The 19,504-nt window shown below is 56.6% G+C and carries 14 protein-coding genes; 7 read left to right on the top strand and 7 right to left on the bottom strand.

Features of this window, described 5'->3' with window-relative positions; translation table 11 throughout:
* Positions 1-19: 19 nt before the first annotated feature.
* Both FGI04_RS13750 and sbcD read right to left on the bottom strand, forming a co-directional pair.
* Positions 20-3,703, bottom strand: a complete 3,684-nt coding sequence (locus FGI04_RS13750; RefSeq protein ID WP_407336873.1) for an AAA family ATPase — start codon at positions 3,701-3,703, stop codon at positions 20-22.
* Entirely contained in the window at positions 3,700-4,932 is a 1,233-nt protein-coding gene (sbcD, locus tag FGI04_RS13745) for an exonuclease subunit SbcD (RefSeq protein WP_407336872.1), read from the bottom strand. The genes FGI04_RS13750 and sbcD overlap by 4 nt, the downstream gene beginning before the upstream one ends.
* Before the next feature lie 320 nt (positions 4,933-5,252).
* On the opposite strand from sbcD, the gene phoB reads away from it, so the two are divergent.
* The 6 genes from phoB to proY all read left to right on the top strand — a co-directional run bounded on the left by phoB (position 5,253) and on the right by proY (position 12,891).
* A complete protein-coding gene (gene phoB, locus FGI04_RS13740) occupies positions 5,253-5,942 on the top strand; it encodes a phosphate response regulator transcription factor PhoB (RefSeq protein ID WP_012883719.1) in 690 nt (229 codons plus the stop codon).
* 27 nt (positions 5,943-5,969) lie between these two features.
* Complete coding sequence (gene phoR / locus FGI04_RS13735) at positions 5,970-7,292, top strand: phosphate regulon sensor histidine kinase PhoR (protein ID WP_342699418.1); 1,323 nt, start codon at positions 5,970-5,972, stop codon at positions 7,290-7,292.
* Positions 7,293-7,389: 97 nt separating this feature from the next.
* On the top strand, positions 7,390-8,364 hold the full coding sequence (locus FGI04_RS13730) for a PstS family phosphate ABC transporter substrate-binding protein (protein WP_407336871.1): 975 nt from the start codon (positions 7,390-7,392) through the stop codon (positions 8,362-8,364).
* Positions 8,365-8,608: 244 nt separating this feature from the next.
* The gene (locus FGI04_RS13725) at positions 8,609-9,724 is read left to right on the top strand and encodes a cobalamin-independent methionine synthase II family protein (RefSeq protein ID WP_342699420.1); all 1,116 of its coding nucleotides are present in this window, start codon (positions 8,609-8,611) and stop codon (positions 9,722-9,724) included.
* A 399-nt stretch (positions 9,725-10,123) separates the two neighbouring features.
* Positions 10,124-11,443 carry a branched-chain amino acid transport system II carrier protein gene (brnQ, locus tag FGI04_RS13720; RefSeq protein WP_342699421.1) on the top strand — a complete coding sequence of 440 codons (1,320 nt, stop codon included), beginning with the start codon at positions 10,124-10,126 and terminating at the stop codon, positions 11,441-11,443.
* Between the two features lie 98 nt (positions 11,444-11,541).
* Positions 11,542-12,891, top strand: coding sequence for a proline-specific permease ProY (gene proY / locus FGI04_RS13715; protein ID WP_342699599.1), 1,350 nt, complete (start codon positions 11,542-11,544; stop codon positions 12,889-12,891).
* A 328-nt stretch (positions 12,892-13,219) separates the two neighbouring features.
* On the opposite strand, the gene FGI04_RS13710 is transcribed toward proY, so the two are convergent.
* Genes FGI04_RS13710 through FGI04_RS13700 form a run of 3 tightly spaced genes read right to left on the bottom strand, consistent with a single transcriptional unit; the run spans position 13,220 to position 16,706 of the window.
* Positions 13,220-14,443, bottom strand: a complete 1,224-nt coding sequence (locus FGI04_RS13710; protein ID WP_407336870.1) for an MFS transporter — start codon at positions 14,441-14,443, stop codon at positions 13,220-13,222.
* Positions 14,440-15,495: a zinc-binding alcohol dehydrogenase family protein gene (locus FGI04_RS13705; protein WP_407322220.1), complete on the bottom strand. Its 1,056-nt coding sequence runs from the start codon at positions 15,493-15,495 to the stop codon at positions 14,440-14,442. The genes FGI04_RS13710 and FGI04_RS13705 overlap by 4 nt, the downstream gene beginning before the upstream one ends.
* A gap of 20 nt (positions 15,496-15,515) precedes the next feature.
* Positions 15,516-16,706 carry a serine hydrolase domain-containing protein gene (locus tag FGI04_RS13700; RefSeq protein ID WP_407321012.1) on the bottom strand — a complete coding sequence of 397 codons (1,191 nt, stop codon included), beginning with the start codon at positions 16,704-16,706 and terminating at the stop codon, positions 15,516-15,518.
* 122 nt (positions 16,707-16,828) lie between these two features.
* Here FGI04_RS13700 and FGI04_RS13695 point away from each other — a divergent pair, with 122 nt between their 5' ends.
* Complete coding sequence (locus FGI04_RS13695; RefSeq protein WP_407336869.1) at positions 16,829-17,758, top strand: LysR family transcriptional regulator; 930 nt, start codon at positions 16,829-16,831, stop codon at positions 17,756-17,758.
* Between the two features lie 202 nt (positions 17,759-17,960).
* Here the strand turns inward: FGI04_RS13695 and FGI04_RS13690 are convergent, their stop codons facing one another.
* Positions 17,961-18,563, bottom strand: a complete 603-nt coding sequence (locus tag FGI04_RS13690; RefSeq protein ID WP_016941758.1) for a peroxiredoxin C — start codon at positions 18,561-18,563, stop codon at positions 17,961-17,963.
* A 188-nt stretch (positions 18,564-18,751) separates the two neighbouring features.
* Positions 18,752-19,357, bottom strand: coding sequence for an ACP phosphodiesterase (locus FGI04_RS13685; RefSeq protein WP_342699425.1), 606 nt, complete (start codon positions 19,355-19,357; stop codon positions 18,752-18,754).
* Between the last annotated feature and the right edge of the window lie 147 nt (positions 19,358-19,504).

Below are 19,504 nucleotides of genomic sequence, written 5' to 3'. Positions count from 1 at the left end.
CTCACTTTCACAGCATGACTCATTTCACAGCATAGGCGCTGTCGAGCTGGCTGATGCCGAGGCCGTTGCGCTTTTTGACCCGAATCTGCACCTGTATGCGCTCTTTCATCGCTTCCACATGGCTGATAACGCCGATGGTTTTGCCGGAGGCATTGAGGTTGTCCAGCACGTCCAGCGCGGTATCCAGCGTTTCGCCATCCAGTGTACCGAACCCTTCATCAAGAAATAGCGAGTCGATACGGGTTTTCGCGCTCACCAGGTCGGATAACGCCAGCGCCAGTGCCAGGCTGACCAGAAAACTTTCGCCGCCGGACAAGGTTCGGGTGTCTCGAACGGCGTCAGCCTGCCAGGTATCGACCACCTGCAACTCCAGCGTGTCAGACGCTTTGCGTTGCAACAGGTAGCGCCCATGCAGCCGTGAGAGCTGGTGGTTGGCCAGAAACACCAGGTGATCCAGCGTCAATCCTTGTGCGAAACGGCGGAATTTATCGCCTTTTTGCGAACCGATTAACTGATTGAGATAGCCCCAGTCATCACACACGTGCTGACCACGTTCGATAGCTTCAAGTAACTGACGTTGCTTATCGCGGCGTTGCTGGTCACTGGCCAGTTGCTGGCGTAACTCGCCTTGTCGTTCGGCTTCGACTTTTACCATATCGCCGAGTCCGGAAAGTAACTGGCGGATATCCCAGTCGTTGATGCCTTCTGGCATGGATTCCGGTCGCGACGCCAGATGGTGTTCCAGCGCGCTATTTGCCTGTTGTAGCAAGGCATCGACCTGTTGCTGGCGCTGGTTAAGGCGCTCTTTTAAGGTGACGAGCTGCTGGCGTTCAGCCTCATCCAGCAAGGCCTGACGAAACGCGGTTTCGTCATCGAACCCGGCAGCGACCAGTTCTTCGGCAAACTGAGCCTGAAGCTGTCGTAACGCCGTCTCGGCATGCTGGCTTTGTTGCTCCAGACTGTCGATTTCCCCGCCAAGACGGCTTTGCAGTGACTGGCCTTGTTGCCACTGTTGCTGCGCTTGCAGGCCTTCCTGCTCCAGTGTCTGGCTGACCTGCCGCAATTGCTTGAGCACGTCATTGACCGCCTGATTGCCCATCAATTGCCAGCGTTGTTGCTGTGCCTGTTCCAGCGTGCGTTGGGTTTCTGTCAACTGCAGCTGGCCGGTTTTGATGGCATTCTCGGTCTCTTCCAGTCGCCGCTGGCTGGCGATGATTTCCGCTTCCAGCGCGGCCAGTTGTGGGCGGCACTGATTCTGTTCGTGCTCGTTTTCCTGCCAGCGTAACCATTCTGTCTGGCGCTGGCGTAACCACTCTTCCTGCTGTGCCAGTGTCGGCGCGGTCAGCCCGAAGGTTTCCATCGTTTGGCTCAGGCTGTCGTGCAGCCGAGCCAGTTCACGTTCGGTTTTATCCAGTAATAACCGCAGTTCATCACGTGATGCCTGCAACGCGTCCTGCTGCTGGCTGTTCAGCGCCAGCTGTTGTACGGTTTGCGCCAGCAGTTGCTGGGCAGACGTGAGTAAATCCTTACTTTCCTGAATGTGACGTTGGTTGCGCTCACGACTGGCAATTTGCGCCTGTAGCGACTGTTCTTGAGCATCGCAGGATTCAATCCACTGGTGTAGCGTCGGCAATTGGAGTGGATCGAAGCTCACCAGTAAACGCTCACTCACTGACTGGCACTGTTGGCGCAGCGACTCGTAATCACGCTGGACGCTCTCAAGTGCGTTTTGTTGCTGCTGGCGATGTTGTTTTTGCAACTGAAGCTGGGTTTCGGTTTGCACGACGTTAGCTTTCAGCGTCTCGACTTCCTGACGCAGCGCGTGCAATCGAATCTGGGTTTCTGAGGGGCGCAACGCCTGATAAAGCTCCACTGCCGGGTGGTGCGTTGAACCGCACAGCGGACATTCTTTGCCCGGTTGCAATTGCTGACGTTCTTTTTCCAGGCTAACGATGTGCAGTTCCAGCTCGTGACGTTTATCGAGATCCGCCAGATGGCTGGCCTGATTTTGATAATCCCGACGTTGCTGCACCTGCAGTTCTTCCAGCGTTTGAATCCGTTGCAGTGTCTCCAGCTGTTGCGCTTCCAATAGGGTGCGCTGGCTAATCAACCGTTGCAGTACCGCTGCACTGGTAGCCAGTTGCTGGCGATCCGGACGTTCCGCCATGCGTCGTGCCAACTGCTGACGCAAGCCTGCCAGCGGGTGTTCCGCTTCCATCTGTTCATCCTGCTTCAGATGGTCATTCAGCAGTTGTTGGGCGCGCTCACTGGCATTTTGCTGCGCCTGCTGTTTCTCGACCAGCGAAGCGCGCTGCTGGTCGAGGTATTCCGCCTGAATCTGTTGCTGTGCCGCCTTTTCCTGCACGACGTGCAGGTCCTGCTGCCATTTCTGCTGCTGCGGGAATTGCGCCTGCCACAGTGGAATATGGCTACCCAGATGCTGGTGGCGGCTATGCTGCTGGCGATAGGTATCAATATCTTCCAGCCGCTGCCGTGTTTGTTCTTGCTGGCGCTGCAATCTGGCCAGCGTGGTTATCAGCATTTTTTGCTGTTCAACCAGATTATCTAACGCTTGCTGTTGCTGGTTGCGCTGTGTCTGTAGGGTGGCGATGTGATGATCAAGCGGCAGAATCCGCTCGTTGATCAGTGTTTCTTGTTGCTGACGGTAGTCCGCATGTTGCTGGCGTGCAGACAGCGCTTTTTCCAGCTGTGTTTTCAGTTGGTTCAGGGCTTCCTGCTGGCGGCTGATTTGCTGGTGCACGTTCGTCAACTGTTGGCTCAGCCGCTGTTTTTCCCGTTGCGCCCGCCCTCGCTCGTCGAAGCGGGGGCGTAGTTTTTCCGCTGGTTCGCCACGTTCCAGTTTATCCAGTTGCGGTTGTGACTGCTGCTGTAATTGCTGCTGTGAGGCGTGTTGTTGTTGCGCGTGCTGTTGTGCCTGCTGGAGCTGTAGCAGCGTGTCGTACCAACGTTGATGCGCCAGGACCTCTTCCCGGTGTATCGATATGGATTGCTCCTGTTGGCGGATGGCCTCCAGTTGCTGTTCCAGCGCCTGGCGTTGCTCGTCACTCAATAATTCCAGCGTGGCGACCTTAGCCCGTAAGGTTTCCAACTGGCTTTGGGCTTCTTTGTGTTTCTCAAAAACGCGTTCGGAGATCTGCCCATAAATATCGGTGCCGGTCAGCTCTTCAAGTAATTCCGCCCGTTGATTGGCATCGGCGTTGAGGAACGCGGCGAATTGCCCCTGAGATAACATCATCGACTTGGTGAAACGATCGAAATCCAGCCCGGTAAGGTCGGCTATCATCGCCAGCTTGTCGTTCACTTTATCGGTCAGGATCTTGCCGTCGGCGCACAGTGCCAGCTCAACCTTGGGGGGCTGCAGATTGCCTTCCGGGCTGTTGTGGGCCCGACGCTGGCTCCAGAACGCGCGGTAAGCGACGTTTTTTACCTCGAATTCCACCTCAGCCAGACATTCGGCCGTGTGGCGGGTCATTAATTCGTTATGGCTGGGGCTGACTTTCAGGCGTGGTGTCTGGTGGTAGAGCGCCAGACAGATGGCGTCCAGCAAGGTGGTTTTCCCGGCACCGGTAGGCCCGGTGATGGCGAAAAGGCTATTGCTGACAAACGGCTCGCGCGTGAAGTCGATTTTCCACTCGCCCTGCAATGAGTTAAGGTTTTTCAGGCGCAGGCTAAGAATTTTCATACGGACGTCTCCTGTCGCTGTGCGTCAATCTCCTGCATAACCCGATTGAACAATCCCTTCAGACGTTGCTGGCGAGCCTCATCCAGACCGTCTTCCAGCGCCAGACGTCGTTCAAATACTTCAGCCGGTTGTAACTCTTCCAGCGTCTCTTTTTCCAGTTGCACCAGCATTTGTTGCTGCTGTTCCCGGGCACGACGCAGCAGGATCACGTCCACATTGAGAGGCTCGGTCAGTGCCTGAATATGTTGCTGGATATCGCTCAGGTAGTCCTGCGTGGCGATTTCAATATCCAGCCATACCGGTTTGTCGCCATGATAATCGCGGAACCCGGCCAGACGGCGTTCTATCTCCGGCAGATTGCCTTTCACCAGTTGCATCGGCTGTTCGCTCGGTATCGTCAGCGCGGTGACTTCTTGCAATTTCCCCTGCTCAAAGTGCACCAGATAGACCGATTTCTCATGATTGAGTTCATCAAAACTCAAGGGGATAGGTGAGCCGCTGTAGCGGATGTGTTCGCATTGCGCCACACGCTGTGGACGATGAATATGCCCAAGCGCAATGTAGTCAGCCGGTGGGAACGCCTGTGCCGGGAAGGCATCCAGCGTACCGATGTAAATATCGCGCACGGAATCCGATGTGGCGACGCCCACGGTGGTGAGGTGCCCGGTGAGCACAATCGGTAGTTCTTTCCCCAATGCTGCACGCTGCTCGCAGGCAAGCTGGTAGCAGCGCTGATAATGACTGGCGATAGCGTCCTGTAACGCCTGTTGTTTTTGCGTGCCAGACTGGCCCGCCTGGCTGGTGAGCACATCGCGCGGACGCAGAAACGGAACCGCACACAGCATCGCGCCGGGTTCGCCGTCGCGGTTATTCAGTACCCGCACTTGCTCATGGATATCGCCGTCAAAACCGGCGAACACCTGGGTATTCAGGCAGGCCAGCAACGCGCGGGATTCGTTCAGGGTCGCGACGGAGTCATGATTGCCGCCGAGTACCACCAACTGGCAACCGGTACGCTGCAACGCCACCACAAACTGGTTATACATTTCTCGGGCGTAGCTGGGTGGTGCGCCATTGTCGAACACATCACCTGCTACTATTACTGCATCGGCCTGATATTGCTCAACCTGCTGTACCAGCCAGTGCAAAAAAGCCTGATGCTCAGGCGCACGGCTCCGGGTATAAAAGTACTGACCGAGATGCCAGTCAGACGTATGAATAATTCGCATGAGACTCCCTGCAGGTGAGTGCAAACGAGATGTTGTTTTGGGCGGTGTTCAGACAACGGCACAAGGCGGGCACCGTAGTTATGGCGAAACGCCGCGTCTTTATCATCGGCGATTATAGGCGTGCAGTTTAGGGCATGTCCCATAATATCTGTATGAACTGGCGACATGGCGTGGTACGGCGGAGAAAATGAGCCGGGCGGTGGCGGTGGCAAGGCCGCGTCAGAGGCGTGGTTTGTCGGGGGATTTTTCATAAATCTGTCATAAAACTGACGCATAATGCACACCGCACGCTAACCGTGACGATTAACGGCAGGATTGATATGGCAAGACGTATTTTGGTGGTGGAAGATGAAGCGCCGATTCGCGAGATGGTGTGCTTCGTGCTTGAGCAGAACGGCTATCAGCCGGTTGAGGCCGAGGATTACGACAGCGCGGTGAACCGCCTGGCTGAACCTTATCCTGAGCTGGTGCTGCTGGACTGGATGCTGCCCGGTGGGTCCGGTTTACAGTTTATCAAGCACATGAAGCGTGAAGCGCTGACGCGGGATATTCCGGTCATGATGCTGACGGCCCGTGGTGAAGAAGAAGATCGTGTTCGCGGTCTTGAAGTCGGTGCCGATGATTACATCACCAAACCGTTTTCACCTAAAGAGTTGGTGGCGCGCATCAAAGCGGTGATGCGTCGGATTTCGCCGATGGCGGTGGAAGAAGTGATCGAAATGCGCGGCTTAAGTCTGGATCCTTCCTCTCACCGGGTGACCACGGAAGAGCATGCGCTGGACATGGGGCCAACGGAGTTCAAACTGCTGCATTTCTTTATGACCCACCCTGAACGGGTATATAGTCGTGAGCAGTTGCTCAATCATGTGTGGGGCACTAACGTTTATGTTGAGGATCGCACTGTGGATGTTCATATCCGCCGTCTGCGCAAGGCGTTGGAGACCAGTGGACACGACAAGATGGTTCAGACCGTTCGGGGAACTGGATACCGTTTCTCAACACGTTATTGATAGCGTGAGTCCCGGAGAAAATCTGACGTGCTAGAACGTTTGTCCTGGAAAAAGCTGGCGCTGGAGCTGGCTTTTTTTTGTTTGCCCGGCTTATTGCTGGGGCTGATCATCGGTTATCTGCCCTGGTTTTTACTGGCGTCGGTGCTGACGGCACTGTGCTGGAACTTTTATAACCAACTGCGCTTGTCCTACTGGTTGTGGGTTGACCGCAGTATGACCCCGCCGCCCGGCCGCTGGAGCTGGGAACCGTTGTTCTACGGTTTGTACCAAATGCAGTTGCGTAATCGCCGTCGGCGGCGCGAGCTGGCGTTGCTGATCAAACGTTTCCGCAGTGGGGCGGAATCGCTGCCGGATGCGGTGGTCATCACCACCGAAGAGGGCGTCATCATTTGGTGTAACCGGCTGGCGCAGCACCTGCTGAGTTTTCGCTGGCCGGAAGATAATGGTCAGAATATCCTCAATTTGTTGCGCTACCCAGAATTTACCCAGTATATGCAACAGCAAGATTTCAGCCGCCCGCTGACGCTGACGCTGAAAAATGCGCATCATGTTGAATTCCGGGTGATGCCGTATTCAGAAGGGCAGTTGCTGATGGTGGCGCGTGATGTCACCCAAATGCATCAACTCGAAGGGGCGCGGCGTAACTTTTTCGCCAACGTCAGCCATGAGCTGCGCACACCGTTGACGGTGTTGCAAGGCTATCTGGAAATGATGAACGACGAATCGCTGGATGGTGCTTTGCAGGCTAAGGCACTGCACACCATGCAGGAACAAACCCGCCGGATGGATGGGCTGGTGCGGCAACTGCTGACGTTGTCGCGTATTGAAGCCGCTGCGGCTATCGATCTTAACGAAAAGGTGGATATTCCGCTGATGTTGCGGGTGCTTAAACGCGAAGCCGACACCCTGAGTCAGGGGCGTCATGAGATTGTGTTTCGCGTCAATGAGCAGTTACAGGTGTTCGGCAACGAGGAGCAGTTGCGTAGCGCGGTGTCGAATTTGGTGTATAACGCGGTGAACCACACGCCGCAGGGCACGCGTATTGAGGTGTGCTGGCAGCAAACGCCACAGGGCGCGCAGTTCCAGGTTAGCGATAACGGTCCGGGCATTGCCGCAGAACATCTTCCCCGTCTGACGGAGCGTTTTTATCGTGTCGACAAAGCCCGTTCGCGCCAGACCGGCGGCAGTGGACTGGGGCTGGCTATCGTCAAGCACGCGCTCAGTCATCATGACTCTCGTCTGGAGATCCTCAGCGAAGAAGGTGTGGGATCCCGCTTCATGTTTACATTGCCAAATCGGCTGATTGTCCGTTCGGTATTAAATCAGAATGCCGCGAATCCGCTGCGCTAAGCAATGTGGCGGGGCTTGATTGTCCCCGCCGCAGTGCCGAGAATAGTGCGCTCTTGTCTTTCACTTCTTTCACTTTTCACTCCGATGGAAAACGCACATGAGACCCATCCATTACCTGTTTGCTTTGCTGTTATGCTTGTCTGGTCAGCTTGTTGCTGCGCCGCAGGCGATGCTGGCGGGTAACCTTTCCAGTGCGGGTTCCGACACGCTGGCGAACCTGATGACGTTCTGGGCGGCGGATTTCAGTCAGCATCATCCCGGTGTTAATCTCCAGGTTCAGGCGGCGGGCTCATCTTCAGCGCCAACGGCACTGGCAGCAGGGGCGGCGCAACTGGGACCGATGAGCCGGCCAATGAAAAGTAGCGAAATCGAAGCGTTCGAGCAGCATTATGGCTATGCGCCAACGGCGGTGCCGGTCGCGCTGGATGCACTGGTGGTATTAGTCAATCAGGATAACCCGTTAAGCGGATTGACGGTGCGTCAACTGGACGCCATTTTCTCGGTAACCCGCCGCTGTGGCGCGGGGAAAACGGTACAGCGCTGGCAGGAGTTGGGGCTAAACGGCGTCTGGCAACAGCGCTCGCTACTGCGTTATGGCCGTAATTCCGCGTCTGGCACGTATGGCTTTTTCAAGCAACAAGCGTTGTGCGGTGGCGACTTTCTGCCGCAGGTCAATGAGCTTCCCGGTTCTGCTTCAGTCGTGCAGGCGGTGGCCGCATCGGTGAATGCCATCGGTTACGCCAGTATTGGTTTTCGCGCCAGCGGGGTGCGAGTGCTGGCACTGGCTGCCAGCGACAAAGACGACTACGTGTTACCGACCGCCGACACTATCCGTAGCGGACGTTATCCTTACACCCGCTATCTCTATATCTACGTGAATAAAGCGCCGGGCCAGCCGCTGGAGCCACTGACAGCCGCGTTTTTGGACCGGGTGCTGTCAGTGTCAGGACAGGCGCTGGTCAGCCAGGACGGCTATCTGCCTTTGCCGGAACGAGTGCGTGAGCAAACCAGACAAGCACTCGGTCTTGATGACCTGACGCCTGCCTCAACGAGTGTTTCTGCAACAAATTGATGAAAATGAATTTATTTCATGTGTCGTGAAAATTCCTCCATTGTCGTTGAGAAAAATGCATGACAGGATAGTTTTACTTCTAGCCGTCTGGATGGCTATAAAATTCAGTGGCGAAATTATTTTTATTAAAAACTATTTACATAGAAAACTATTTCTACTGAAAACGCATTCATCTAAAAATCGACTTGTCTGAAACCAAACGTCTGAAATCGGCTATTTGGGGTCAGACGTGCAGGAGCAAAACATGACACAAGCCCTTCCTCCGTTTCGTGCCGATGTGGTCGGCAGTTTGTTGCGTCCGGCGGCTATTAAGCAGGCTCGTTTACAGTTTCAGGCCGGTGAGATCGATGCCGCCGCGTTACGCCGTGTTGAAGATCAGGAAATCCAGCGTGCCGTGGAATTGCAGCGTGCCGCGGGTCTGCAATTGGTGACCGATGGCGAATTCCGTCGTGCCTGGTGGCACTTTGACTTCTTCGACAGCCTCAATGGCGTGGAACGTTATGAAGCGGAGCAGGGCATCCAGTTCACTGGTGTACAGACGAAAGCCCGTGGCGTAAAAGTCACCGGTAAGGTCAGCTTTAATCCCCAGCATCCGATGCTGGAGGATTTTCGTTTCCTCCAACGTGTGTCTGGCGACGCTGTTGCTAAAATGACGATCCCCAGCCCGAGCGTGTTGCACTTCCGTGGCGGTCGTAAAGTGATTGATAGCACTGTCTATCCTGATCTGGCCGACTACTTCGACGATCTGGCGCTGACCTGGCGTGATGCCATCCGTGCCTTCTATGATGCCGGTTGCCGTTATCTGCAACTGGACGATACGGTGTGGGCTTATCTGTGCTCTGAAGACCAGAGACGCCAGATCCGTGAGCGTGGCGATGACCCGGATTATCTGTGCCGTACCTATGCGCAAGTGCTTAATAAAGCGCTGGAAGGCAAACCGGCCGATTTAGTGGTGGGCCTGCATGTCTGCCGTGGTAATTTCCGCTCTACCTGGATTTCCGAAGGTGGCTATGAACCTGTGGCGGAAACACTGTTCGGGACAGTGAATGTGGATGCCTTTTTCCTCGAATACGATACTGAGCGGGCGGGTGGATTTGAGCCGCTGCGCTTCATCAAGCCTGGTCATCAGAAAGTGGTGTTGGGTCTTATCACCACCAAAAACGGGCAACTGGAAAACGCAGATGAAGTACAAAAACGCATCGACGAAGCAACACGTTATGTGGCGCTGGACCAACTGTGCCTGAGCCCGCAGTGTGGCTTTGCCTCTACCGAAGAGGGCAATACGTTGTCGGAAGAACAGCAATGGGCAAAACTCAAACTGGTCGTGAATATCGCTAACCACGTTTGTCATTGCTGTTAGTCGGTGCTCTGTGCTTTTTTATAACGCCGGTATACCCTACCGGCGTTTTTTATTCTCATAAGTTTTTAATATGGTTATTTGTTGCTCTATGATGGAAATTTGAGCTTATCTTTCGCGCTGTAAACTGTTTTCATGCACAAATCATGTATAGTCTGTGAGTGAAAATATAAATTCTAATGCTGACTTTGTATTGAAGATCAGATTAATGTTCTGGTTTACCGATCACGTATTGCCTTTTATTGCTATAAACGTTTTACTTAGCCCCCATTAACGCTGTGCAATAAAACCTCACATCATAATCCTGCACATCGCTCGGCTGTCTCGCTGCTTGCGTGCGCCGCTTTACGCGCCCGGTTTGTGCCGGCAACACCATTTTTACAGGCAACAACAACATACATTATGAGTCATCGTTTAACTTCCAAAGATATCGTGGCATTGGGCTTCATGACCTTTGCCTTGTTCGTCGGTGCCGGGAATATCATTTTCCCGCCGATGGTGGGTCAACAGGCTGGCGAGCACGTGTGGGTAGCCGCACTCGGCTTTCTGATTACCGCTGTCGGCTTGCCGGTGTTGACGGTGATAGCACTGGCGCGTGTGGGTGGTGGTATTGATACGCTCAGTAGCCCGATCGGCAAGAAAGCGGGCGTACTGTTGGCGACGGTTTGCTATCTGGCTGTGGGGCCGCTGTTTGCTACGCCGCGTACCGCGACGGTCTCGTTCGAGGTCGGTATTGCGCCACTGGTGGGTGAGGGGGCGACGCCTCTGCTGGTTTATAGCTTGATCTACTTTGCCATCGTGATCGCGATTTCGCTCTATCCCGGTCGTCTGTTGGACACTGTTGGCCACATTCTGGCACCGGTGAAAATTATCGCGCTGACTGTACTGGGGATTGCAGCGTTGGTATGGCCGGCGGGTACGCCAGCGCCGACTGCGGAAGCCTACCAACAGGTGCCATTCTCCACGGGTTTCGTAAATGGTTATTTGACCATGGATACGCTGGGTGCACTGGTGTTCGGTATCGTCATCGTCAATGCGGCCCGTTCCCGTGGTGTGAGTGACGCAGGGTTGTTAACCCGTTACACCATTTTGGCCGGGCTGATTGCGGGGCTGGGATTAACGCTGGTTTATCTGAGCCTGTTCCATCTCGGTTCCTTCAGTGGCTCGCTGGTGCCGAACGCGCAAAACGGCGCTGAAATCCTGCATGCGTATGTACAGTACACTTTCGGTAACATGGGTAGCAGTTTCCTGGCGTTGCTGATCTTCATTGCTTGTATGGTCACTGCGGTGGGGCTGACTTGCGCCTGTGCCGAATTCTTCGCGCAGTACTTGCCATTGTCTTACCGTGCACTGGTGTTTGTGCTGGGACTGTTCTCGATGGTGGTGTCCAATCTCGGGTTGAGCCACCTGATTCAACTGTCTGTGCCGGTGTTGACCGCCATTTATCCGCCGTGCATCGTGCTGGTGCTGCTGAGTTTTACCCGTCGTTGGTGGAATAACAGCACGCATGTTATTGCTCCTGTGATGCTGGTCAGTCTGGTCTTTGGCCTGCTGGACGGTATCAAGTCATCGGCTTTTCAGTCATTACTGCCCGGTTGGACACAGAGCCTGCCGATGAGCGAGCAGGGGCTGGCCTGGTTGCCGCCATCCTTGCTCATTCTGCTGGTGGTCGGAATTTATGACCGTATCACTGGTCGTCAGGAAGTCACCGCACATTCCTGAATGAAGTGGGATGGATGCTTTTCACCACAGGCGTTTGCCTGTGGTTTTTTCGTTTGTAAAGACAGGGTTGCTCATTTATGGAACAACAATCCAAACCTATGGAACAACAATCCAGACTCAAGCGCGGCTTAAGTACGCGGCATATTCGTTTTATCGCGCTGGGCTCCGCCATTGGTACCGGGCTGTTTTACGGCTCGGCCAGCGCTATTCAGATGGCTGGCCCCAGTGTGCTGCTAGCGTATCTGATTGGCGGCGTGTTCGCTTATATCATTATGCGGGCACTGGGGGAGATGTCTGTCAACAATCCGCAAGCCAGTTCCTTTTCCCGTTATGCCCGCGACTACCTCGGCCCGTTGGCTGGTTATATCACCGGGTGGACCTACTGCTTTGAGATGTTGATCGTCGCGATTGCCGATGTTACCGCTTTCGGCATTTACATGGGGGTTTGGTTTCCCGAGGTGCCGCACTGGATCTGGGTATTAAGCGTGGTGTTGATTATCGGTGCCATCAACCTGATGAATGTGAAGGTGTTTGGCGAACTGGAGTTCTGGTTTTCGTTTTTCAAGGTCGCGACCATTGTGGTCATGATCGTGGCCGGGGTCGGCATCATCGTTTGGGGGATTGGCAACGGCGGCGAGCCTACCGGTATCCATAATTTGTGGAGCAATGGCGGTTTCTTCAGTAATGGCGTGATGGGGATGATCCTGTCATTGCAGATGGTGATGTTTGCCTATGGTGGTGTCGAGATCATCGGGATCACCGCGGGTGAGGCCAAAGAACCGCACAAGTCCATTCCGCGCGCCATCAACTCTGTACCCTGGCGTATTCTGGTGTTCTACGTCGGTACCCTGTTCGTGATTATGTCGATTTACCCGTGGAATCAGGTGGGTACCAACGGTAGTCCGTTTGTGCTGACCTTCCAGCATATGGGCATCACGGCCGCTGCCGGTATCCTGAATTTCGTGGTGATCACCGCCTCGCTGTCTGCCATCAACAGTGATGTGTTTGGCGTGGGGCGTATGTTGCACGGCATGGCGGAGCAAGGCCATGCACCACAGGTGTTCGCCCGGTTGTCACGTCGCGGAACCCCCTGGGTAACGGTCGTGGTGATGGTGCTGGCGTTGCTGGTGGCGGTGTACCTCAACTACATCATGCCGGAGAAAGTGTTTTTGGTGATTGCTTCGCTAGCCACGTTTGCCACCGTATGGGTATGGATCATGATTCTGTGCTCACAGATTGCGTTTCGCCGCAAACTGAACCGCGAGCAGGTGAACGCGCTAGCGTTTCCTCTGCCGGGTGGTGCAGCGACCGCCGTGGTTGGCGTGGTGTTCCTGGTCTTTATCATCGGCCTGATTGGTTACTTTCCGGATACCCGTATTGCACTGTACGCGGGTATAGTGTGGATCTTGTTGCTGCTGGCAAGCTACGCCCTTCGCCGTCGGACCTGAGTAATGACGGCGTCATCGGTCGCCGTCCTGCCGATTTTCCGGGGCGGCGGGCACGGCCGGGATCGCCAGCCCGCTCCAGTCATCGGGCCGCACATGGTTTTTTCCCAATGGCGTTCGAGCACGCCATTGGGATCGACCAAAATATCGGCTACGTTCTGCACATCGTGCACTTCATGTGCGCCGCACCTCATTTCCAACAGTGGGTTGTAAGCTGCCGACTACGCAGCCGTGATGCCGTAACGCTCGACGACGGCCGACAGGATGCCGAACTCGACGACATACAGGCCGAACAGGCTCAGTGCAATGAAGAACAATGGCTAGGTGCCGTTCATGGCCGTGCCTCGGTTTGCCGATCGGGCATCGCCGGGCATACACCGGCCGTCAGCGCTGTGTCGGGAAAGCCATGCCGCCTGGCGGCCCATACTACCACCAGCGTTGCCGTCAGTAGCGCTAGCAAGGCCGGTACGAAGGCTCCGGCACCGAGGCTATCTAGCAGCACGCCGCCGACGATGCCGCCACCGGCAATCGCCGTGTTCCAGGCGGTGACCAGCATGGACTGTGCGACATCCGCCGCGTCGCCTGCCGCCTTGGCCAGCGCCGTCTGGAACAACGTTGCCGCGCCGCCGAAGGCCAGACCCCAGATGGCCACCGCCGTGTACACCACGACTGGTGCATCGGACGCCACGCCGAGTGCCAGCGTGGCCAAGCCAAACACGAACGTGCTCGCCAGTGTTAGCACACGCAGGTGGCGGTCGATCAACACGCCAACGATCCAGATGCCCAGCAGGGACGAGACGCCGAACATCAGAAGTACCAAATCCGTCCGTTCGGCCAGACCCACTGCCGCGAGAAAAGGCGCGATGTAGGTATAGAGGATGTTGTGCGCCAGCACGAAGGCCAGCACCACGAACAGCACCGGGCGCACGCCGGGCATCGTGAACACGTACCCCAGCGACAAGCGCTTGCCCGCTGCCTGTCCGGCGAAGTCCGGCAACTTGATGTGCACCCACACCATGAGCACCAGTGCCAGCCCGCTCATGATGCCGAAGCACGTCCGCCAGCCCACCAGATTGCCAAGGAAGGTGCCGGCCGGCACGCCCAGCGACAACGCCAATGGCGTGCCGACCATCGCAATGGCGATGGCCCGGCCCTTCTGATGCTCGGGCACCATGCGTGCGGCATAACCCGCCAGCAACGCCCACAGTAACCCAGCCGACACACCTGCCAGAAAGCGTGCGATCATAGTCAGGGCATAGTTGCCGGAGAACGTTGTGACGGTATTGGCGACGACGAAGCCTGCAATGGCCGCCAGCAGCAGAGGGCGTCGCCTCAAGCCTTGCGTGGCAGCGGTCAGCGGGACGGCCGCTGCCAGAGAACCGATGGCATAGATTGTGACGGTCTGACCCACCCAGGCTTCGGACACCGCCAAGTCCCGTGCCATCTGCGGTAGCAGGCCGGCTGGAAGCGCTTCTGTCAGGATGGTAATGAACGCAGCCATCGCCAGCGCAAGTAGCGCGGTCCACGGCAGGCGGTATTGGGCAACAGCGCTCATGCCTGGGCCTCCTTTTTGTCTCGTCGTTGCACATCCTGTGCAGAACGCGCCACCACCACTTTGCCGGTGGTGCCGCCCTGTTCCACCAGCCGATGTGCCTCGCGCAGCCGGGCCGCGTCTAGCGGATGCAGTACGCGGCAGGCGGTTGAGCGCAGCACGCCTGCATCCACTAGCGCTGCCACTTCGTCGAGGATGCGGTGCTGCGCGATCATATCCGGCGTGCCGAACAGCGGGCGTGTGAACACCATTTCCCAGTGTAGCGACACGCTCTTGCCCTTGAACGGTACTGCGTCCAGTGTCTCGTGATCAGTAATGATGGCCAGTTGCCCTTGTGGCGCGATCAAATCTGCCAGTTCGGTCCAGTGCTCTGCCGTGTTCGATAATGCAGCCACATGGGTGACAGGCGGCACCGGCAGTGCGCGGATCTGTGCTGGCAACGGCTGCCGATGGTCAATGACGTGGTGGGCGCCCAGAGTAAGGCACCAGTCGCGGCTTTCTTCGCGCGAGGCTGTGGCGATCACCGTCAGTCCAGTCAGCCGCCTGGCGAGCTGGATCAGAATGGAGCCAACCCCGCCGGCGGCGCCCAGCACCAGAAGGCTGCCGACATTGGCCGGTTTGCCCGGCCGCACGCCAAGGCGGTCGAACAGCAGTTGCCAGGCGGTTAGCGAGGTTAGCGGCAGGGCCGCTGCTTCGGCGAAACCCTGAGTTTCGGGCATGTGGCCGACGATACGCTCGTCTACTAGTTGAAACTGGGCATTGCTACCACTGCGATCGAAGGAACCGGCATAGTAGACGGCCTCACCCGGCCGAAACAGTGTGACCGCTTCACCAACGGCTTCGACGATCCCTGCCGCATCCCAGCCCAGCGAGCGGACGCTGTCGGGCGCAGCAATGAATCCAGCCCGGATCTTGGTATCCACCGGATTAACCGAGACAGCGCGGACTGCCACAAGCAGGTCGTGTGGTCCCGGCTTCGGGCACTCTGTGTCGATGTCGGTCAGGCAGTCCGGATCGGTTAGGGCCGCACCGCGGCGAAATGCGATGGCAGCCATGCGGTCGGGTGTCGTTTTCATCAGAGAACCTCCAGCGCGTCATAGACGGCATCGCGCAGCTCGGTGATGAAGCGACCGGACATGCCTTCGTACAACGTATTGGTGAAGGCCACGACGCTCAGACCCTGCGCCCGGTCCACGAACCACGAGTGGCCGTAGGCACCGCCCCAGCGCCAGGTGCCTTCGGATTCTGGTGAAGCCGCCAGCCTGCGGTCACGCAGTACCGAGAAACCCAAACCGAAACCGAAGCCAGGGGCATCGGGCAATTCTAGCCCGCCGGTCTGGTCGCGTCCCATTTCCTCAACCAGTTCACTGGGTAGTAGTGTGCCGCCGCCCTGTCGCAGGATTTCCAGCAGGCGTAGGAAGTCACCCGCCGTACCGGCCATACCGGCCCCCCCGGACGGGAAGGCCTGTGCGTCGAAGATGCGGGCCGGGCTATAGGTAATGCCAATGGCGCCCTCGAAGGGCGAGACGGTTTCGCCCTCGGCGAGCCGGTGCGGCTTCGGCGCATCGTTGACATAGGGGGTTGCCACGCGCTGCGCATCACAGGCGACGAAGCCAGTGTCGGCCATACCCAGTGGGCCTGTGACCAGTTCCTTCACCGCCTTGTCCAGCGGCGTGCCATGTATGCGCTCGATCAATGCGCCCAACACATCGGTCGCCAGTGAGTAACCCCAACTTGTACCCGGCTCGTACAGCAGCGGTACACTGCTGAGGCGTCGCAGGTTCTCCTCCAGGCTGATACCGGAAGCATCCATGCCATCCGAGACACCAGCCCGTGCATAGGGACCGTCTGCGTCGGTTTCAAAGAAGCGGTAACCCAGCCCCGCTGTATGGCTGAGCAGTTGTCGCGCGGTGATTCGCGCCGGTTGGCCATCGACCAATGCGGGACGAAACGTGGGCAGCCAACGCTCAATGCCTGTATCCAGATCGAGCTGGCCTTGTGCCACCAGCGCCAGGGCTGCGGTAGAGACGATGGGCTTGCTGACCGAAGCCAGTCGAAAGACCGTCTCCAGCGTCATTGCCCGTGCGCTCTCATCGTCGGCCAAACCAGCGGCTTGCTGGTGGATCAGCTCGCCGTCGCGGGCTACCAGGATAACGGCACCGACCAGGCGCCGGTCGTCCAGCGCCTGCTGCACGGCGGTCTTGATACGTGCAGATAGGTGTGCGGGTGGAACACCCTGGCGCAGCGTGAGTAGCAGATTCGTCATGGCAAATACCTCGATTCAATGGGCAATGCATCGACGATAGAAAACTTTTGATTAAAGAAAAAGTAGGCTACAGTTCCGTGATGTGCGGAAATTTATGTCCGTAATCGTAAGAGGAATGGATCGTGGACAGCCTAAATGGCTTCGTGGTGTTCGTGCAGGTGGCCGAGACGCGCAGCTTCGTCGTCGCCGGTCGGCTGCTGGGGGTCTCGGCCTCGGCCGTCGGCAAGAGTGTGGCGCGTCTGGAAGAGAAGTTGGGAGTGCGCCTATTCCACCGCAGCACGCGCAGCATCACGTTGACTGCCGAGGGCTCGCTATTTCTTGAGCGCAGTCGACGCATTCTGGCCGAGATTGAGGCGGCAGAACTGGAATTGTCGCAAGCGACTGCCGCACCGCGCGGACGCCTGCGGGTGAGCCTGCCGCAGGTCAGTTCGCTGGTGCTACCGGTACTTGGCGAGTTCATGCGTGAGTACCCCGAGATAGAGCTCGATCTGGATTTTACCGACCGGATGGTCGATGTGGTCGAGGAAGGTTTCGATGCCGTGGTGCGCACCGGTGAACCGGCGGATTCGCGTCTGTCAGCCCGCCGTCTGGGCACCTTTGAAATGCAACTGGTGGCTTCGCCGGACTATCTGGCACGCCGTGGTACCCCCATGCTGCCCGCCGATCTGCGTCAACACACCTGCCTGCACTATCGATGGCCCTACAGCGGCAAGCTGGAGAATTGGGCGCTGCGGCAAACGCCCGATGAGCCAGAATGGCAACTGCCCACCTCGATGATCTGTAACAACATCGAAACGCGCGTGTGTTTTGCATTACAGGGACTGGGGATCGCCTATCTGCCGGACTTCGCCATCCGAGAACTATTGGCTGACGGTCGGCTCAAGTCGATCCTGACCGAGTATGTGCAGCGCAGTGGGGTTTTCCATGTGCTGTGGCCGGCGAGCAAGCATCCCTCGCCAAAGGTTCGGGCGTTGGTCGATTTCCTGTGCTGTCGGGTATTCCCTGCCGTGAAGAGTAAGACTCCCAGCCCCAGAGATCAGCACAGCCGATAACGTGGCGTGTCCCATGACGCTTCGTGAGAATGTCGGATCACGTTTCAGAAAGCGTCTGCATAGGATGAGCCTGCCTAATTTATTGATAAAAAGGCTGTATCTGGTCTTGGTATCGTTCAGTGACGTGCCGGGCTGGAGTCATGGTGAAATAAAAAAGCCAGCGGCGAGACCGCTGGCTGATGCCTGAATAGCAAAGAGCTGATTACAGGTTGTTGGCGTTTTCTTTCAGGTATTTCGCTACGCCGTCCGGGGAAGCGCCCATACCGGCTTTACCTTTTTCCCACTGAGCCGGGCACACTTCGCCGTGCTCTTCATGGAACTGCAGCGCGTCGACCATACGCAGCATTTCATCGATGTTACGACCCAGCGGCAGATCGTTCACTACCTGATGACGCACGATGCCGTTTTTGTCGATCAGGAAAGAACCGCGCAGCGCCACACCCGCTTCCGGATGTTCGATACCGTAGGCTTTCTGGATTTCGCGTTTAACGTCAGCGACCATCGCGTATTTCACTTCGCCGATACCGCCGTTGTCGACCGGGGTTTTACGCCAGGCGTTGTGTACGAATTCAGAGTCAAAAGACACACCAACCACTTCAACGCCACGTTTCTTAAACTCTTCGTAGCGGTGATCGAAGGCGATCAGCTCAGACGGACATACGAAAGTGAAGTCCATCGGCCAAAAGAAGATCACAGCCGCTTTACCGTTGATGTGTTTCTTCAGATTGAAATTCTCAACGATTTCCCCGCTTCCCAGTACGGCGGCGGCAGTGAAGTCAGGGGCAGGACGAGTTACCAGGACCATAATTACTCCTGTAGATAGCTGTTAATGATAGGTGAATGTAGTAAACGCCGTAAGTATAGGTACAGCCTGTCAGTGAATAAAGCGAAAGCGACCAATCAATAAGATAGTTTTTGCCTATCGGATCAATTGATGATCCTTTTCACTGACGTGGGAACAGCCTGGCGCGCTGTTCCTCCTTTTACCCTGTGTTACTGTGCGACGTTAGCCGGGCCATCCAGCTGACCTGTTTTTGCCAGATGCATCATACGAGGATAGAACTGCCAGAATAATGTTTCAAATTGATGGTAGCCACGCTCAATATCGATAAATGAGCCAGAAAGCGCTGCCAGCTTCGGTCTTCGCACTGACATGCGGTGCAGCACCTCGGCAATAAACGGCAGCTCGGCATAGCGTTCCAGCCAGCGTTCCGGCCACAGGTAATGATTCAGGTTACGAAAGCGCTCCGGGGTGTCGGGCAGGTGGGGAGTGATTTGCTGTTCTGCCTCGTTGACGAAGTGTGTCAGGGGGGTTGCCGGTTCTATCATCGACCAATGGCGCGCCAGAAAATGGTCCCACAGCACATCCAGCGCGATGGGCGCGACCCGGCGGTAGTCCGCGCTGAAATGGCGGCAGGCCGTACGCACTTCCGGCAAGCTGTCGGTCAGTACATCAACACGGCGGTGCAGGCGAATACCGGCGACCATTTCGGGTGGGTAAAGCTCGTCGGGGTTACCACGCACAAAGTCTGCCATCAGGTTTCCGGTCAGCGAGCTTTGCGCCAGCGTGGCGAGATGCAGATGTGCAAGAAAATTCATAGCGTCGACGCGCACTCCAAAAAGGCATAACGAATAAGGTTGGTGCGCCAAGTATAGAGGAAGGTAGGGTGATGTCCCGCTTATTTCTTGCAGCCTGTCCCGACGGGCTCTAGACTAAGCCGCTTCGTTTGTTCCACTGTGCCGAAA

The sequence above is a fragment of the Dickeya ananatis genome, assembly GCF_019464615.1.
In the GTDB taxonomy this organism is placed as follows: domain Bacteria; phylum Pseudomonadota; class Gammaproteobacteria; order Enterobacterales; family Enterobacteriaceae; genus Dickeya; species Dickeya oryzae.
The sequence above is the reverse complement of the archived record's forward strand: the minus strand, read 5'-3'. Positions and strand labels throughout refer to the sequence as shown.

Bases quoted from the DNA above. Each gene is read 5' to 3' on its own strand.
- FGI04_RS13700 (WP_407321012.1), bottom strand. From the start codon at position 16,706: ATGACGAATCTGCTACTCACGCTGCGCCAGGGTGTTCCACCCGCACAC.
- FGI04_RS13690 (WP_016941758.1), bottom strand. From the start codon at position 18,563: ATGGTCCTGGTAACTCGTCCTGCCCCTGACTTCACTGCCGCCGCCGTA.
- FGI04_RS13725 (WP_342699420.1), top strand. From the start codon at position 8,609: ATGACACAAGCCCTTCCTCCGTTTCGTGCCGATGTGGTCGGCAGTTTG.
- FGI04_RS13710 (WP_407336870.1), bottom strand. From the start codon at position 14,443: ATGAGCGCTGTTGCCCAATACCGCCTGCCGTGGACCGCGCTACTTGCG.
- FGI04_RS13705 (WP_407322220.1), bottom strand. From the start codon at position 15,495: ATGGCTGCCATCGCATTTCGCCGCGGTGCGGCCCTAACCGATCCGGAC.
- sbcD (WP_407336872.1), bottom strand. From the start codon at position 4,932: ATGCGAATTATTCATACGTCTGACTGGCATCTCGGTCAGTACTTTTAT.
- FGI04_RS13685 (WP_342699425.1), bottom strand. From the start codon at position 19,357: ATGAATTTTCTTGCACATCTGCATCTCGCCACGCTGGCGCAAAGCTCG.
- FGI04_RS13750 (WP_407336873.1), bottom strand. From the start codon at position 3,703: ATGAAAATTCTTAGCCTGCGCCTGAAAAACCTTAACTCATTGCAGGGC.
- phoB (WP_012883719.1), top strand. From the start codon at position 5,253: ATGGCAAGACGTATTTTGGTGGTGGAAGATGAAGCGCCGATTCGCGAG.
- proY (WP_342699599.1), top strand. From the start codon at position 11,542: ATGGAACAACAATCCAGACTCAAGCGCGGCTTAAGTACGCGGCATATT.
- FGI04_RS13730 (WP_407336871.1), top strand. From the start codon at position 7,390: ATGAGACCCATCCATTACCTGTTTGCTTTGCTGTTATGCTTGTCTGGT.
- brnQ (WP_342699421.1), top strand. From the start codon at position 10,124: ATGAGTCATCGTTTAACTTCCAAAGATATCGTGGCATTGGGCTTCATG.